Raw genomic sequence first — 17,393 nt, forward strand, 5'->3', positions numbered from 1 at the left:
AAATTATGAATATTATCAAAGAAATCCCATCAAATGAAACTTATGCAGTTCGTCAACCCGTTTTAAGAAAAGGGAAACCTATAGAAAGTTGCATCTTTGAAGGAGATGATTTAACAGATACCCACCACTTCGGATTATATGATAATGAAAAATTAATAGGAATTATTTCATTATTCAACAAAATCAATCCTATATTTGCCGACGAAAATCAGGCTCAGATTAGAGGAATGGCAGTTTTAGACACGCATCAGAAAAAAGGTTTTGGCGAAGCTTTAGTTAAGCATTGCGAAAACTACTGTATCGAAAACAAAGTCGATTTAATTTGGTTTAATGCCCGAACTGCCGCAGTCGGCTTTTATAAAAAAATGAATTACCAAGTTGAGGGAGAAGCATTTGATATCAAAGACGTTGGGGAACATTATATGATGTTTAAAAAATTATAAAATGAACAAACTTTACTTTTTATTAGTAATATGCATTTTTATTGGTTGTAAAAAAGACACACCCAAAATCACCCCAATTGTCAAAAAAAAGCCCCCAATAATCATACTTACTGATGAAAGAAAAGTTCAAATTGATACTGCACAAATAAGTACTTTTAAGAGCGAAACTCTTAAACAATTTTATGCTGCATCTGAAAACACAACTGTTTGGGGAAATCTAAAAAAAAGAACTTATGTTTTATCTCAATTAGAAAAATCAGACAAATTAGGCTTAGAACCAGAAGATTATAAAATTTCGAAATTGAAAAAATTCGAAAAAAAAGTAAGTTCTCTTAGCGATTCTGACCTGGCAACTTATGATATTTTACTAACATATAATTTTGAGAAATACTTAAAACATCTTTATAAAGGAAAACTAGACCCTAAGACATTATACACTGACTGGGATTTAGAGGAAAAAACTTTTGATGTAAATAATATTCTTATAAAAGGTTTCAACAACAACAAATTAGATAGTCTGGTTGATAATATTCAGCCAAAATCGCAAACCTATAGAGAGTTGTTAAAAGCACTTGAAATTATAAACAGTTTTCCGGATGATCACGTAAAAAACATTGAATCTGCCGAAAAGATCACCTTAAACGACACCAATTCTGCTTTAATAAATATTAAAAAAAGACTTTTGTATTGGGGTGATATGGAAGGAAAAGACAGTCTTTCTACAATTTACACGAAGAAAACATTTGAATCTGTTAAAAAATTCCAAGAGAGACATGGTTTGGCTGCCGATGGAGTTATTGGTGTTGGTACTATTAATGCATTAAATTATTCTAAAGAAAAAAGAAAAGAACAAATTATTGCCAATCTGGAAAGATGGAGATGGTTTACAACCGATTTTGCCGAAAATTATTTTATCATTAATATCCCCGATTACAGCTTAAATGTTGTTGAAGAACAAGATACTACTTTGACAAGAAATATTGTTGTTGGAACAAGCAAAAGAAAAACACCAATTATTACCTCAAAATTAAGAACAGTTGTTTTTAACCCAACATGGACTGTTCCTCCAACAATTTTGAAAGAAGATGTTGTACCGGCAATGAAGCGAAACCGAAATTATCTGGCCAATAAAAACATCACTATATACGACACTTCCGGAAACGTTGTTGCTCCAAATGCATGGAATGAAAACAAACCTAACAGATATCGTTATATACAAAGTCCGGGTCAGAACAACTCTCTTGGGGTAATGAAAATTTTGTTTCCGAATAATCATAGTGTGTATCTGCACGATACCAATCACCGTAATTACTTTGGCAGAAGCAATCGTTCATTAAGTTCTGGTTGTGTTCGTGTAGAAAATCCTTTGGAGCTTGCAGAACATATTCTGGCTGACTCTGTAAAATATTCAAAAATAAAGATTGATACGATTATTGCTTCCAAAAAGACAACTAGTATCAAAATCACAAAAAAATACGCTTTATACCAATGGTACTGGACAGCCTGGAGCAAAAAAAATCAGCTCATTTTCAGAGCTGATATTTATAATCTGGATTCGGATTTGTATGCTAAATTAAGAAATTAGCTTTTCTTCCATCATAAAACTTCTTGATGGATGATAGATAAACAAACACGATTTATCTTTTATTAACTGAATTATTTCATTTGTCAATTCAACTGGAACTGCCGGACATCCCTGGCTTCTTCCTAATCTTTTATGATCTCTTATGAAAGATTCAGAAACGTAATCTGCTCCATGCATAACAACTCCCCTTTGGCGGGCGTTGTCATTGTATCCTCTTTCTAAACCATCAAGGCGTAAAGAAGCTCCATGTTTTCCCTGATAAATTTCTCCGGTAGCATAAAAACCTAAACTGCTTTTATAAGACGAATTGTTATTTGAAAATGAAGAAGCAAATTCTTCTCCTGTATTTCTTCCGTGAGCTACTAACGACTGAAATAAAACTGTATTGGTCGCCAAATCAATCACCCAAAGGCGTTTACTATTTGATGACAAACTAAAATCAATCAGCGTTAAAATATCTTTGTGGATAACTCCTTTTTCTTTTAAAATATAAAACCCTTTTAAGGCTTCAGAAAAAGTTTTAAGTTCCGGTAACTGAAAATTGTTCGGATTTAAAGCGCTGTAAATACTTTCAATCTTAGCTTCAACGGTAAGTTTCTCAACCTTAGCAATAGTTTTGGTTGTTTCACTTTTAATCTTGGGTGTGCTTTTAGAATCTTTACCAAAAGACAGCAGCAAAAACACAAATAGTGGATAAATCTTGTAAATCATTGAATTTCTTTAGGTTAATAATAAAATTTGGGTAGGGCAAAAATATAAAAATTTTACACCGATCGAAACTCAACGCACTGAATCTGTGCTGTTTTGCATAAACTTTAACAGAATAACAGTAAAATTTTGCGTTTTTGTCAAAAAAATAAGTTTTTATGTAGGATATTTACTCATATTTAAAATCTTAACATTTTTAAGGTTTTTCTTAAAGAAAATACAATTAAACATTATTTTTGATTTTACAAACTGTAACAATTGCGTTAAAGTATAGTCTATTACCTCATCTATTAACATTTTTAAAGTATTTACCTTTTATTATTTCATGAAAAAATTAGTTTTCGCAAGTATTCTTTTGATCTCTTTTTATAGCTTTAGTCAAAAGAAAACAGTTCAGGCTCAAGCAACCACGGCGTCTATCACAATCGATGGAAAGCTCGATGAGACTACTTGGGAAAATGTTCCGATTGCCACTAATTTTATCATGTTTGAACCTGATAACGGAAAACCAATTCCTGAAACTAAAAAAACAGAAATTAAAGTTATCTATGATAATGATGCTATCTACATAGGCGCTACGATGTATGATGATGAACCCGGAAAGATTTTAAAAGAGATCTCGCAACGTGATAATTTTGGAACCGCAGATCTTTTTGGTGTTTTTGTGAATGGCTTTAATGACGGTCAGCAGAATTTTGAATTTTTTGTTTCGGCAGCAGATGTACAAGGTGACTGTATAATGACAGATGCTATTGGCGAAGATTATTCCTGGGATGCAGTTTGGTTAAGCAAAGCCAAAATTACTAATGAAGGCTGGATTGTCGAAATTAAAATTCCGTATGCTGCCCTGCGTTTTTCCGGAGAAAAGAAACAAATCTGGGGAATTAACTTTTTCAGGGAAATAAAAAGAGAACGCAAAAAATATACCTGGACGTTAATCGATACTAAAATCGGAACATTTACACAGCAAAACGGAGATTTAACCGGAATAGAAAACATCAAACCTCCTACCCGATTGTTTTTTATGCCATACGCCTCTTATTATTTGAATGCCTCCGATGGCCAGAAAACATACGGAACAATGAAAGGCGGAATGGATATTAAATATGGTATTAATGATGCCTTTACACTAGATGCTATTCTGATTCCAGATTTTGGACAAACAAAATACGACGATCAAATTTTGAATCTTAGTCCGTTTGAACAGCAATTCAACGAAAACAGGGCTTTTTTCACAGAAGGAACAGACTTATTTAATAAAGGTAATATGTTTTATTCCAGAAGGATTGGAGGAAAACCAACTATTGAACCCGATTTAAATGACAATGAAAAACTTATTGAAAACATACAGAATGTTAACCTTATCAATGCTTTAAAAGTTTCCGGAAGAACTAAACATGGATTGGGAATTGGAGTTTTGAACGCGGTTACCGAAAAAACTTTTGCCACCATAAAAGATACCATTACAAATGAAACTCGCCGAGTTATTGTTGAACCTTTGACTAATTATAATGTATTGGTATTAGATCAGCGTTTTCGCAAAAACTCATCGGTTACCTTTATTAATAGTAATGTAACCCGAAATGGCCATTACAGAGATGCGAATGTTACTGGTTTAGCTTGGGACTTAAATACTAAAGCAAACACCTATAGTTTATTTGGAAATGCAAAGTTCAGCCATATTAATACTGAGGAAGACAAAAATGGAACTTACACTACTCTTGGCTTTGCTGAGACTAGCGGAAAATATCGCTACAGCATAGGTTCTGATTTTGTAAGTAAAGATTTTGATCCAAACGATTTAGGGATTAATTTCTATACTAATTATTATAATTTTTATGGCAATGCTAATTATAGAATTTTAAACCCAACAAAGCTTTTTAACAGCTTCAGAATTAACTGGAATATGTATTCTGAATTTAATAAGGAATCGGGAAAAGTACAAGACAACAATATCAATGTAAACGTAAACCTGTCTACGGTAAAGAATAATTATTTTGGCATAGGAATAACAGTTTACCCCTTAGAATCAAATGATTATTACGAACCCAGAGCCAATAACCGTTACGTTATTATCCCCAGAAAATTTGAATCCTGGGCTAGTATATCGACCAACTACAACAAAAAATTTGCTATAGATTTAAATCCTTCAATAGCTATTTTAGATGAACCCGGAAGACTTTCTTATGCCTTTGATATAGGACCAAGATATCGTTTTAATGACAAGCTACTATTGACTTACTTGTTTAGCTTTTTCAGAAAAAACAATGACAAAGGTTACATTGACAGTGTTGATGCAGACAACAATGAAAACACTCCCAAAACCATCACCTTTGCCAATCGAAATGTGATTACGTATTCTAATACTCTTGGCGGAAAATATGCTTTAAACAGCACTATGACAATAAACTTAGCTATTCGCCAATACTGGTCTTATGCCGAAAATAAAGACATTTTACAATTACAGCATAATGGTACGCTCACTCCATATCCTGAATATACAAAGAATAAAAATTCAAGTTTCTATTCCTGGAATGCAGATCTTTCTTATTCCTGGTGGTTTGCTCCGGGAAGTCAGATTTCTGTTTTATATCGCAATAGCGCTGATAATTTTGAGCGCATTATCGACAAACAATTTAAAGACAATGTAACAGGCTTACTAAATAACGAAGCTTTAAAACATGTTTTTTCAGTCAGTGTTAAGTATTTTATCGATTATAATGCTGTCAAAAATAAACTCCGCAGAAGAGCCTAGCCTGAATTAACTTTAAAAAATAAAGACTTCTGCAACTAAATTATTATTTTTTAATACGCTTCATTTTATTAAACATAAATGTAACACCGCGCTCTTGCTAATTTTAGAAATGGCTTATCTTTGTAAAAAACTAAAAAATAATGAACAAGAAAGTTATCCTAATGATTTTAGATGGTTGGGGAAAATCTCCTGACCCTAAAGTATCTGCAATAGACAATGCAAATGTTCCTTTTATAAACAGTCTTTACAAAAATTATCCAAGCGCACAACTTAGAACCGACGGACTAAATGTTGGTTTACCTGAAGGACAAATGGGAAATAGTGAAGTTGGTCACATGAACCTAGGTGCCGGAAGAATTGTATATCAGGATTTAGCCAAAATCAATCTGGCAGTAGCACACAAAACACTGGCAAAAGAACAAGTACTTATTGATGCTTTTACTTATGCTAAAGAAAACAATAAAAAAGTACACTTTTTAGGATTAGTTTCTGATGGAGGTGTTCACTCTCATACTTCTCACTTACGCGGATTAATTGATGCTTCGCAGGAATATGGTTTAGACCAGGTTTATGTTCACGCTTTTACAGACGGACGTGATGTTGATCCAAAATCAGGAGCAAAATATATTCACGATTTAGAAGACTATATTAAAGATACTCCTGTAAAAATCGCTTCAATAGTTGGTCGTTACTATGCAATGGATCGTGACAAACGTTGGGAACGTGTAAAACTAGCTTACGATTTAGTGGTTAACGGAGTAGGAATTCCTTCTACAAATCCTGTCGCAAGTGTTCTTGAGAGTTATGAGAAAAATGTAACTGACGAATTTATCGATCCTGTTGTTATTGTTGATGAAAACGCAAAACCTCTTGCAACAATTGTTGAAGGTGATGTTGTAATCTTCTTTAACTTTAGAACAGACAGAGGACGTGAACTTACTGAAGCACTTTCTCAGCAAGACTTCCACGAGCAAAACATGCACAAACTAAACTTGTACTATGTTACGCTTACAAATTATGACGAAACGTATCAAAACGTAAAGGTAGTTTACAATAAAGATAATATCACCGAAACTCTTGGTGAGGTTTTAGAAAAAGCAGGTAAAAAACAAATTAGAATTGCTGAAACAGAGAAATATCCTCACGTAACGTTTTTCTTTTCCGGTGGTAGAGAAACTCCTTTTGAAGGTGAATCAAGAATTTTAAGAAATTCTCCAAAAGTAGCTACTTACGATTTACAGCCAGAAATGAGTGCTTTTGAACTTACAAGCGCACTAGTTCCGGAATTGAATAAAGGTGAAGTTGATTTTGTCTGCTTAAACTTTGCAAACGGAGACATGGTTGGTCATACCGGAATCATGGAAGCTGCAATTAAAGCTTGTGAAGCTGTTGATGCTTGTGCAAAACAAGTTATCGAAGCAGCTCTTGCTAACGATTATACTACAATTGTAATTGCAGATCACGGAAACTGCGAAACTATGATTAATCCTGACGGAAGTCCAAATACTGCACACACAACAAACCCAGTGCCGATTATCTTGGTTGATAAAGAATTGAAAAACATTCAAAATGGTGTTTTAGGTGATATCGCTCCAACAATTTTAGAATTAATGGGCGTTCAGCAACCAAATGCAATGACTTGTCATTCCCTTTTGTAATTTAAATCATATAAGTGATATAAGTTCTTTTAAATAGAACTTAAAAAAATCTGGCAAAGACGCTAAGTCGCAAAGAAATTCATAAACTTTGCGTCTCTGCGACTTTGCGAGATTATTCATTTAGACCAACAAATAATGATACAATTGCTCCACTCCATAAATTACAAGTCCAATAACACCACCAACCAAAGTTCCGTTGATTCTTATATATTGAAGATCTTTTCCAATTTCTAACTCCAGCTTTTCTGAAACCTCTTTCCCATCCCAGCTTTTTACGGTCGAAGAAATTAGATCTCCAATCACTTTTTTATTATTCAGAAGGATTGATAATAAATCGTTTTTAATAAAATTATTGATTTTTTCAATCATAATTTGATCTTCTTTTAATCCGTTTCCAAAAGTTTGAATTAATCCTGCGATGCTATTTTTAATCGAAGAATCTTCACCTTTATTCAAATCATTTGTAATCGAAAGTTTTATTTCGTCCCAAATTCCATTGATATAATCCTGAACTTCTTTTTTCCCGACAAAGCCCAAAATCATATCATTGATTTTAACCCTCATTTCTTCGGAGTTTTTTACTTTTTCCAAAAAGTTAAAAATATATTCATCAATTTTTAAACGAACAGCACTTTGAGGTTTTTTAGCTTCATTTAAAAAATCCTGCAAACCATTAAAAACACCTTCTGTAATCTTTTTATCAGCCAAACCAAAACTTAAAAGTGGTGTTGAAGCTTTTACTTTTTGTCTAATTAAATCCTTATTATTAGTCAATTCGTTGCTCATCACTTCAAGAAGATTTGTCAGCATTTCATTTTTTAGATTTCCTTTCTGCAAAGGCTCTAATGCAACTGCAACCCAATCTCCAAAATTTATCCCTTCCATTTTTGCCGCAAACTGAACCTGAATAAATCTTTTAATATCTTCATCTTTTATAGTTCGCAAGATTCCCGGAATAATATTTACTGTAACAAGACTTGCAATTTTATTGGCATTCTCTTCCTCCGAAAGCCAATCTGAAGCTTTTGTTGCAAAGTTGAATTCTTCCAGTTTTATTTCTAATTTTTCCCTGTTTAAAAACTCTTCCGAAACAAAATTTCCCAGATTTTCTCCAATTTCATTTTTCTTGGTCGGAATAATGGCTGTATGCCAAATCGGGATTCCCATCGGATGGCGAAAAAGCGCTACAACAGCAAACCAATCCGCTATTCCACCTACCATCGCTGCCTCGCTAAAGGCCTGCAACATCGGGATTTTAAAGTAAATTGCTATTATAAATAATAACACTGCAAAACCTAAAAGAGCCAAAGCATTTCTCTTCATTTTCCTAAGAGCCTTTACTTTAGATATATCCTGTTCTATAATAGTTTCCATAATTACAAACGTTTTAACTACTAATTTATGGCTTTTTTCCGAAAAAGCTGTCTGTTATTAGCCACGAATTCACGAATTCTCACTTTTTTATATCTCTAAATCTAGATTAGGGAAATTGAATTTCACCAATCTAGATTTGTATAATTTCGCGAATTCGTGACAAAAAAAAATTGCATAAAAAATGAGATAAAAATTGTATTTTTGCGAACTGAAAATGGGAAAAATATGATTATCCAGAAAACTAGAGAAGAAATTGAATTAATGCGCGAAAGTGCTTTAATCGTATCAAAAACATTAGGAATGATCGCTTCTGAAATTAAAGAAGGAGTGACTACATTATATCTTGACAAATTAGCTGAGGAATTTATCCGTGATCATGGTGCGGTTCCAAGCTTTTTAGGATTATATGATTTTCCGAATTCACTTTGTATGAGTCCAAATTCTCAGGTTGTTCACGGTATTCCAAATAATACGCCTCTAAAAAGTGGTGACGTTATTTCGGTTGACTGTGGTGCTTTTAAAAATGGATATCACGGAGATCATGCTTACAGTTTCGAAATTGGAGAAGTTGCTCCGGAAGTTAAAAAACTTTTGCAGGTAACAAAAGAATCTCTTTATGTTGGAATTAGAGAATTTAAAGCAGGAAATCGTGTTGAGGATGTTGGAAATGCGATTCAGAAATATACTGAAGCTCACGGTTACGGAGTTGTTCGTGAATTGGTTGGACATGGTCTTGGGCAAAAAATGCACGAAGAACCAGAAATGCCAAACTACGGAAAACGCGGCCGCGGAAAACTTTTTGTTGAAGGAATGGTTGTAGCAATAGAGCCAATGATCAATATGGGAACAAAAAACATCAAACAACATAAAGACGGCTGGACTATTACAACTGCTGACGGAAAAGCAAGTGCGCATTTTGAACATGATGTTGCATTAATTGATGGTAAACCAGAATTATTATCTACTTTCCAATACATCTACAAAGCTTTAGGAATTGAAAGCAATGAAGAAGATGAATTTAGAAAAGTGCCGTTGGTATTGTAGTTATTAGCCGAGATTCTAAAACTTAAAAAATATTCAAACTCCTGCAAGGTTTTCAAAACCTTGTAGGTGTCTTTTTTCAACTTAAATACCTACAAGGTTTTGAAAACCTTGCAGGAAAACAAAAAATATTTTTGGAATAGCCCCATGAAAAAACTTTTCAAATTAGTTTTAAATACAATCCCTCGCCCTTTATTAATTCGTTTGAGTTATGTGGCGCGCCCAATTTTAGCTTTCTCATTAAGAGGAGATAAATTTACAGATCCTATAGATGGAAGAAGCTTTAAATCGTTTTTGCCTTACGGATACGGAAAACAACGTAATAATGTACTTTCGCCAAGTACGCTTTCACTAGAGAGACACCGTTTGCTTTGGTTGTATTTAAACGATCAGACTGATTTTTTTACAGCACCCAAAAAAGTGTTGCATTTTGCTCCGGAACAAGCTTTTTATAAAAGATTCCGTAAGCAGAAAAACCTGGATTATACAACAACCGATTTACTTTCACCTTTGGCAGATGTAAAAGCAGATATCTGTAATTTACCTTTCAAAGACAATGAATACGACGTTATTTTATGTAATCACGTTTTAGAACACATTCCAGACGATACAAAAGCAATGCAGGAATTATATCGCGTTTTAAAACCGGGCGGAATGGCAATTTTGCAAATTCCTCAGGATTTATCCCGCGAAGTTACTTTTGCTGATGATACAATTACAGATCAAAAAGAACGTGCTAAAATCTTCGGACAATACGATCACGTTCGTGTGTACGGACGCGATTATTTTGATAAATTAAGAAGCATTGGTTTTATTGTTATCGAAGAAGATTACACTAACAAAATTGCACCTGAATTAGTTGAAAAATACTGTTTGGCAAAAGGTGAAATTATTCCGCTTTGCTTTAAACAGGAAAACTAATTTTTTTCACCATATAAGTGATACAAGTTCATTTAAAAGAGTTTTCAAATTATTGATATTTTGAAAACTCTTTATTTTTTTGCCCAATTCCTAAATTACAAGCCTAACCAAATCTTTAAATTTTGCAACCTACAAAACCATTTCAGTTCTGTTTTGACATCAGTTTTGAAAAAAATCTGAATGCCTTTATTCCAACAGCCTATATTGTTGAAAATACAATCGAAATCAAATATCTGGATAAAAAAGCAACAAAAGCTATTATCGAAAGTTTCGGCATTGATTTCGAAAATTTAGATCCAAATTCCAAAAGGATTCTCAATATTTGTGAATCTCTAAAACCTGAATTTATATTCAAAAAATTCGGTGCTAAAATCAAATCAGCTAAAACAATTGCCGATTTGCAAAAAGATTCCAAAATTGACTTTGCGATTCGTCAGCACTTAAAACTCAATTTAAGTCCGTTTTACGATTTGATTGTAAAAGAGCAATTTCCGTTGTCCATCAATTTAGGACCTGAAAAAGATTTTTATCGTTCAAGAGTAAGTATTGATTCTTTGGATTTTGAACCTCAAATTCAATTTGACAAACATTCCGAAGGCATCACTTATACTTTATCTTTAAAAGAAAACGAAACTACATTTTTACCAATGAATCATAATGTAGAAATTCTTTCAGATGAACCGGGCTGGTTAATTATCGATAAAAAATTAGGTAAATTAAAAGAGCTTAATGGTAAAAAGCTAACTCCTTTTTTAAAGAAAAAATCCATCGAAATTCCTTCCAAATTAGTTGATGATTATTTTAAAAATTTCATTCCAGAAATAGCTAAAAAAATTGATATTGAAGCCAACGGATTTGAAATAGAACTTCGTGACCAAATCGTTTCCTGCACCATTCAGCCTGTTTTTGATTTCTTTAAAAACTGTTATTATCTCAATCTTTATTTTGATTATAACGGCTATATTTTTGACGCCAGCAAAACTAAAAGAACACATTCTTTTGTTGATTTCAGCGTTGCGAACGAGCCTAGAATAATTCAGTTTAAACGAAATCCTGACGAGAATTCATATACAGATAAATTGCTCGAAATTGGTCTAATAAAAATCAAAAACGAATTGTTTGGATTGAATTCTGACGCAGAAACTTCTGATCCTTATATCAATATTCAATTAATTATTGACAACAGAGAAAAGCTGGAAAGTTTAGGTTTTACCATTCAAAATTTAAAACTCGAAAGCAAAGAAATCATTACAGAAAGCAACACGATTTCTATTGCAAAAGAAACAAAAGCAGATTGGTTTGATATTAAAATAATCATTACGATTGGGAATTATAAAATCAATTTCAGCGACATTATTCCAAATATAAAAAGTAAGGAAAGACTTTTTCAATTGCCTGACGGAAATTACTTTTTAATTCCACTGGAATGGTTCAGCAAATATGGCTCTTTGGCAAAATTAGCTAAGACAGAAAACGGAGCTTTACTTTTACGTAAAAGCAATTTTACCGCTTTAGACGGAATTTCAGAAATCGACAATGATTTAGACCAAATTCACAAAGCTGAATTTACAGCTTCAGAATTAATCAAAGCAACTTTGAGACCGTACCAAATTGATGGAGTAAAATGGCTTTTGGGGCATTTCAACTCTAATATGGGAGCATGTCTGGCTGATGATATGGGACTTGGAAAAACATTACAAACTTTGTCGGTTTTGGTTTCGGTACAAGAACAATTAGGTTTTACTACCAAAACGACCAATTTTGATTTGTTTGCAAACGAAACAACGATTGAAAGAGAACCGCTTAAAGCGTTGATTGTCCAGCCTTCTTCCTTAGTTTTTAACTGGTTTAATGAAGCTGGAAAATTTACGCCGCACTTCTCCAAAATGCAGTATGTTGGTAACGATAGAAAACAATTAGCAAGCAGATTAGATTCAACCGATTTGATTTTTACGAGTTACAGCATTATTCATCGCGATATATCTATTTTAGAAAAATACGATTTCCGCTATCTGATTTTAGACGAAAGTCAATACATTAAAAACAAAAATTCTAAGATTTTTAAAGCCATAAATAAAATCAGTACGGGACATAAAATTGCTTTGAGTGGAACACCAATCGAAAATTCGCTTGACGATTTATGGTCACAAATGCAATTTATCAATCCTGATATTTTGGGCAGTTATGCTTTCTTTATGGAGAATTTCAAAAATCCGATTGAGAAAAAGCAGAATGAAGAAGTTTTATTAGAATTAAAGAATCTTATTCAGCCTTATATTTTGCGACGAACCAAAGAACAGGTTTTAAAAGATTTACCTGAATTAACCGAGCAGATTTATTATTGCGATATGGATCCTGAACAGGAAAAATTATATGAGAAAGAAAAATCTAAAGCTCGTAATTTCCTGCTTAAAACTGATGGCTCAAGTCCGGACAAAATCAGTATTATTAATACTTTGATGAAGTTACGACAATTAAGCAATCACCCCAAAATGGTTGATCAGGAGTCTGAAATTGATTCGGGAAAATATATTGCGGTTACCAATTATCTGGAAAACTTAGTTAAAGCCAAACAAAAAGTTATCATTTTCAGTTCGTTTGTTACCAATCTGCATTTCTATACCGATTGGTGTAAAGAAAACAAAATAGCCTTTTGCGAAATTACCGGAGAAACTCCAGCAAACAAAAGAGAACAACAAGTAAATTTATTTCAGGAAAAGGAAGAACCTTTGTTGTTTTTTATTTCCCTTAAAGCAGGTGGTGTCGGTTTGAATATTACAAAAGCTTCCTATGTTTTATTCTTAGATCCTTGGTGGAATCCTTTTGCGGAGAAACAAGGTGTTGGACGAGCACACAGAATTGGGCAATTGAATAAAGTGAATGTGATTCGGTTTATTTCGAAAAATACGGTTGAGGAAAAAATCATCAAATTACAGGAAAACAAAAAACTGTTGTCTGATTCCCTTTTGGAAGAAAGCTATATTAACGACGAAATTGAAGGTAATCTGGAATATATTTTAGGTATATAAAAGTTAAATCCAATAGATTGGCCTATTTTTCGTTGTATAAAATTGTTATATTTACAATCTTTCAATGTATTAAGATGCCAAAATTTTCATATCTAAGCTTTCTTCTGATTTTTATTTTTACTTCGGCGAAAGCCCAGGAAGTACAAGAAGAAATAGATCCGCCTTATAATATCAAAACCGTTTCTTTTGTTCAGAATGGCAGTAATGTTGTTCCTATATTTGAAATGAACTCTGTATTTCAACTTCAATTTGATGACCTATTTGGCAATGAAGCCAATTATTATTTTGAAGTTGTACATTGTGACTATAACTGGATTCCGACTGACATTCCTAAAACAGATTATCTGCGAGGTTTTGATGGTCAGAGAATTATGGACTATTCCAATTCATTTAATACCCTTCAGGTTTATTCGCATTATCGTCTTTCATTTCCAAATCAATTTGCAACACAATTGAGAATATCCGGAAATTATATGCTTAAAATTCTAAATGAGGATAAAGAAGTTGTTTTCTCCCGAAAATTCATTTTATATGAAGACCATTGCACTGTTCCTGCACAAATTAAACGAACAAGAAACTTAAGCAATATTAACTACAAACAAAATGTGGATTTTGCTATATTATCAAATGACATTGTTTTTCAGACTCCTTTGCAAAACGTAAAAGTACTTTTGCTGCAAAATGGTAATTTTAAAACCGGTATAAAAAATGTCGTTCCACAATACACAATCGGCAATCAGTTGGTTTATAAATACGATAAGGAAACACAATTTTGGGCCGGAAATGAGTTTCTCTATTTTGAAAATAAAGATATACGCGCTGCCAATAATAATGTTGGAAGAGTGGGCTCTAACAATGATATTTACAATGCATATCTATATACAAATGCGGCGAGAGGAAATCAAATTTACACCTTATATGAGGATGTAAATGGAAATTTTGTAGTTAAAAATATAAATGGATCCGACAACGAAATCGAGGCTGATTATGCCTGGGTTTATTTTACACTTTCTGCTCCGGCTTTCAGACTTAATAAAGACATTTATATTACTGGAATGTTTAATAATTATGGTCTTTCACCTGAAAATAAAATGGATTACAATCAGGAGAAGGGCGTTTACGAAAAAGCGATTGTAATCAAGCAGGGCTTTACCAATTTCCAATACACTGTTGCTGATAAAAAAGGAAATATTGATAATGAAAATGCCGTTGACGGAAACTTTTATCAAACAGAAAATGAGTACACTATCCTGGTTTATTACAAAGAAAATACTGATCGCTATCAGAGAGTTATCGGAAAAGGAAACGCCAACTCCATAAATATCGTCAATTAAAACATTGTTAACGTTTTAGGAATCCTAGTTTTTTTTTGTAGCTTTGCAGGTATAACGCACACATATATACTACGTTAGTATGGTTTCTCAAATTACAAGAGGCATAAAAATATCAGTTTTGACTAGTTTTGAAGGTACTTACTTCAAAAACTACAAGATTCATTTTGCTTTTAGTTACGTAGTTACAATCGAAAATCACAGTAAAGATTCCGTTCAGTTAACTTCGCGTCACTGGGAAATTTTTGATTCTCTTAATGACTTAGATATTGTAGATGGTGAAGGTGTTATTGGTAAAAAACCAGTTTTAAAACCTGGTGAAAACCACACTTATAGTTCAGGTTGTTTACTTTCATCTCCTTATGGTGCAATGAAAGGTCATTTTAATATGATCAATTTTACTACTACAAAAACATTCAAAGTAATTGTTCCTACTTTTAGAATGTGCGCTCCTTTTGCTTTAAACTAAGATATAGTTTACAACTGTCATTTTTATCGTTATCTTAATCACAAAATTATCAATTTATTAATTTATCCTTTGTACTTTTGTGCAGCGTTAGATTATTCGTAACAAATCGAATATATCTAACTTTAAATTATCTAATAATCTAATTTTAAATAACATGCTTAAAGGATTTTTTCATGTACCAAAAGCGGTAAACGAGCCTGTAAAAAGCTACGCACCGAATTCACCAGAAAAGGCAGCTGTTCAGGCAGCTTATACTACAATGTGGAATTCTCAAATTGATGTTCCTTTGCACATTGGAAGCGAAGAAATCAGAACTGGAAACACAAGAAATATTACTTCTCCACACGATCACAAACATATCGTTGGAAAATACCATTTAGCTGAAAAACAACATATCGAAAAAGCGATTGCAAATGCACTTGAATCAAGAAAAGCATGGGCAAACATGGCATGGGAACAACGTGCTGCTATTTTCTTAAAAGCTGCTGAACTTATCGCCGGACCATACAGAGCACGTATTAATGCAGCTACAATGATTGGTCAGTCTAAAAATATTCACCAGGCAGAAATCGATGCTTCTTGCGAATTAATCGACTTTTTACGTTACAATGTTGAGTTTATGACTCAAATTTATAACGACCAGCCAAAATCTGATTCTTCTGTTTGGAATCGTTTAGAGTACAGACCTTTAGAAGGTTTTGTATACGCAATTACTCCATTTAACTTTACTGCTATCGCTGCAAACCTTCCTGCAAGTGCTGCAATGATGGGTAACGTTGTCGTTTGGAAACCAAGTGACAGCCAGGTATTTTCTACAAAAATCATTTTGGATGTTTTCAAAGAAGCTGGAGTTCCTGATGGAGTTATCAACGTAGTTTTTGGAGATGCTTTAATGATTACAGATACTGTTTTAGCTAGCCGTGATTTTGCTGGTGTTCACTTTACAGGATCAACTCACGTATTTAAAGATATCTGGGCTAAAATTGGAGCAAACATTCACAACTATAAAACATACCCAAGAATCGTTGGTGAAACTGGAGGTAAAGATTTTATCATTGCTCACCCAAGCGCTAATGTAAAACAAGTAGTAACAGGAATTACTCGTGGAGCATTTGAATTCCAGGGACAAAAATGTTCTGCTGCATCAAGAGCTTATATCCCACAAAGTTTATGGCCAGCGGTAAAAGAACAATTAATTGCTGATGTAAAATCTATGAAAATGGGTTCTCCGGAAGATTTCGGAAACTTTATTACAGCAGTTATTCACGAAGGTTCTTTTGACAAATTAGCTAGCTATATTGATCAGGCTAAAAAAGATGCTGATGCAGAAATCATCGTTGGAGGAAACTACGATAAATCTGTTGGATACTTTATTGAGCCAACGGTTATTGTAACGACAAATCCAAAATATACTACAATGGAAACTGAGTTGTTCGGACCAGTTATCACTATTTATGTTTACGAAGATGCTAAATGGGAAGAAACTTTAGAATTGGTAGACACTACTTCTGAGTATGCTTTGACAGGAGCAGTTTTCAGCCAGGATCGTTACACTATCGAAGTAGCTACAACTAAATTGCAAAACGCTGCTGGTAACTTCTATATTAACGACAAACCAACTGGAGCAGTTGTTGGAATGCAACCATTTGGTGGTGCAAGAGCTTCTGGAACTAACGATAAAGCTGGTTCTGCATTAAACTTATTGCGTTGGGCATCTCCTAGAACTATAAAAGAAACTTTTGTAACTCCAGAAGATTACAGATATCCATTTTTAGGTTAATACTTGTTTCAAGTTTAAAACTTACAAACATATAAAAGCCGAATCTTCTACAGATTCGGCTTTTTTTATCTATTTCATTTATTTTCAGAAAGATACTTATTCCAAAATAAACTAATTTCCAGAATCCTTTTTTACGAATTTACCTTATCTGATTTCACTATTAGAATCATAAAATTAAAATTGTAATATTTTTCCTATATATTTAATTATCAACACATTAAAGAACTAAAAAACCTTATTTTAATATTCTTAAATCTTTTTCTTCCATTACAAAAAAGCTCATCACTCTAAATTTGTAC

12 protein-coding genes are annotated in these 17,393 nt (G+C 33.1%); 10 read left to right on the forward strand and 2 right to left on the reverse strand.

All coding sequences use genetic code 11. The features are described 5' to 3' along the window. The first annotated feature begins 5 nt into the window (after positions 1-5). Positions 6-443, forward strand: a complete 438-nt coding sequence (locus tag KHA98_RS01120; protein ID WP_213254492.1) for a GNAT family N-acetyltransferase — start codon at positions 6-8, stop codon at positions 441-443. Between the two features lies 1 nt (position 444). Next, positions 445-2,028: a L,D-transpeptidase family protein gene (locus tag KHA98_RS01125; protein WP_213254494.1), complete on the forward strand. Its 1,584-nt coding sequence runs from the start codon at positions 445-447 to the stop codon at positions 2,026-2,028. Here the strand turns inward: KHA98_RS01125 and KHA98_RS01130 are convergent. Next, positions 2,017-2,739 (reverse strand): murein L,D-transpeptidase catalytic domain family protein, encoded by a 723-nt coding sequence (locus KHA98_RS01130; protein ID WP_213254496.1) that lies wholly within the window; start codon positions 2,737-2,739, stop codon positions 2,017-2,019. The genes KHA98_RS01125 and KHA98_RS01130 overlap by 12 nt on opposite strands. 322 nt (positions 2,740-3,061) lie before the next feature. On the opposite strand from KHA98_RS01130, the gene KHA98_RS01135 reads away from it, so the two are divergent. Next, a complete protein-coding gene (locus KHA98_RS01135; protein ID WP_213254498.1) occupies positions 3,062-5,491 on the forward strand; it encodes a DUF5916 domain-containing protein in 2,430 nt (809 codons plus the stop codon). 140 nt (positions 5,492-5,631) lie between these two features. Then, a complete protein-coding gene (gpmI, locus tag KHA98_RS01140; protein WP_213254500.1) occupies positions 5,632-7,149 on the forward strand; it encodes a 2,3-bisphosphoglycerate-independent phosphoglycerate mutase in 1,518 nt (505 codons plus the stop codon). Positions 7,150-7,269: 120 nt separating this feature from the next. Here the strand turns inward: gpmI and KHA98_RS01145 are convergent, their stop codons facing one another. Continuing rightward, the gene (locus KHA98_RS01145; protein ID WP_213254502.1) at positions 7,270-8,523 is read right to left on the reverse strand and encodes a DUF445 domain-containing protein; all 1,254 of its coding nucleotides are present in this window, start codon (positions 8,521-8,523) and stop codon (positions 7,270-7,272) included. Between the two features lie 225 nt (positions 8,524-8,748). Between KHA98_RS01145 and map the strand changes: the two genes are divergently transcribed. From map to pruA, 6 genes are all read left to right on the forward strand, one after another. After that, positions 8,749-9,567 carry a type I methionyl aminopeptidase gene (gene map, locus KHA98_RS01150; protein ID WP_213254503.1) on the forward strand — a complete coding sequence of 273 codons (819 nt, stop codon included), beginning with the start codon at positions 8,749-8,751 and terminating at the stop codon, positions 9,565-9,567. A gap of 144 nt (positions 9,568-9,711) precedes the next feature. Continuing rightward, positions 9,712-10,485 carry a class I SAM-dependent methyltransferase gene (locus KHA98_RS01155; RefSeq protein WP_213254505.1) on the forward strand — a complete coding sequence of 258 codons (774 nt, stop codon included), beginning with the start codon at positions 9,712-9,714 and terminating at the stop codon, positions 10,483-10,485. A 122-nt stretch (positions 10,486-10,607) separates the two neighbouring features. Then, the gene (locus KHA98_RS01160) at positions 10,608-13,514 is read left to right on the forward strand and encodes a DEAD/DEAH box helicase (RefSeq protein ID WP_213254507.1); all 2,907 of its coding nucleotides are present in this window, start codon (positions 10,608-10,610) and stop codon (positions 13,512-13,514) included. 74 nt (positions 13,515-13,588) lie between these two features. Further along, the gene (locus tag KHA98_RS01165) at positions 13,589-14,848 is read left to right on the forward strand and encodes a type IX secretion system plug protein (protein ID WP_213254510.1); all 1,260 of its coding nucleotides are present in this window, start codon (positions 13,589-13,591) and stop codon (positions 14,846-14,848) included. Between the two features lie 79 nt (positions 14,849-14,927). Then, positions 14,928-15,314 carry a Co2+/Mg2+ efflux protein ApaG gene (gene apaG / locus KHA98_RS01170; RefSeq protein WP_012023834.1) on the forward strand — a complete coding sequence of 129 codons (387 nt, stop codon included), beginning with the start codon at positions 14,928-14,930 and terminating at the stop codon, positions 15,312-15,314. Between the two features lie 154 nt (positions 15,315-15,468). Next, positions 15,469-17,094 (forward strand): L-glutamate gamma-semialdehyde dehydrogenase, encoded by a 1,626-nt coding sequence (gene pruA / locus KHA98_RS01175; RefSeq protein WP_213254512.1) that lies wholly within the window; start codon positions 15,469-15,471, stop codon positions 17,092-17,094. Positions 17,095-17,393: the final 299 nt, after the last annotated feature.

This window comes from Flavobacterium branchiicola (assembly GCF_018383905.1).
Taxonomy (GTDB): domain Bacteria; phylum Bacteroidota; class Bacteroidia; order Flavobacteriales; family Flavobacteriaceae; genus Flavobacterium; species Flavobacterium branchiicola.

What these genes read in the sequence shown, in the direction of transcription:
- pruA (WP_213254512.1), top strand. Translation starts at nt 15,469, where the DNA reads ATGCTTAAAGGATTTTTTCATGTACCAAAAGCGGTAAACGAGCCTGTA.
- map (WP_213254503.1), top strand. Translation starts at nt 8,749, where the DNA reads ATGATTATCCAGAAAACTAGAGAAGAAATTGAATTAATGCGCGAAAGT.
- KHA98_RS01120 (WP_213254492.1), top strand. Translation starts at nt 6, where the DNA reads ATGAATATTATCAAAGAAATCCCATCAAATGAAACTTATGCAGTTCGT.
- KHA98_RS01130 (WP_213254496.1), bottom strand. Translation starts at nt 2,739, where the DNA reads ATGATTTACAAGATTTATCCACTATTTGTGTTTTTGCTGCTGTCTTTT.
- KHA98_RS01135 (WP_213254498.1), top strand. Translation starts at nt 3,062, where the DNA reads ATGAAAAAATTAGTTTTCGCAAGTATTCTTTTGATCTCTTTTTATAGC.
- KHA98_RS01125 (WP_213254494.1), top strand. Translation starts at nt 445, where the DNA reads ATGAACAAACTTTACTTTTTATTAGTAATATGCATTTTTATTGGTTGT.
- KHA98_RS01155 (WP_213254505.1), top strand. Translation starts at nt 9,712, where the DNA reads ATGAAAAAACTTTTCAAATTAGTTTTAAATACAATCCCTCGCCCTTTA.
- apaG (WP_012023834.1), top strand. Translation starts at nt 14,928, where the DNA reads ATGGTTTCTCAAATTACAAGAGGCATAAAAATATCAGTTTTGACTAGT.
- KHA98_RS01145 (WP_213254502.1), bottom strand. Translation starts at nt 8,523, where the DNA reads ATGGAAACTATTATAGAACAGGATATATCTAAAGTAAAGGCTCTTAGG.
- gpmI (WP_213254500.1), top strand. Translation starts at nt 5,632, where the DNA reads ATGAACAAGAAAGTTATCCTAATGATTTTAGATGGTTGGGGAAAATCT.
- KHA98_RS01165 (WP_213254510.1), top strand. Translation starts at nt 13,589, where the DNA reads ATGCCAAAATTTTCATATCTAAGCTTTCTTCTGATTTTTATTTTTACT.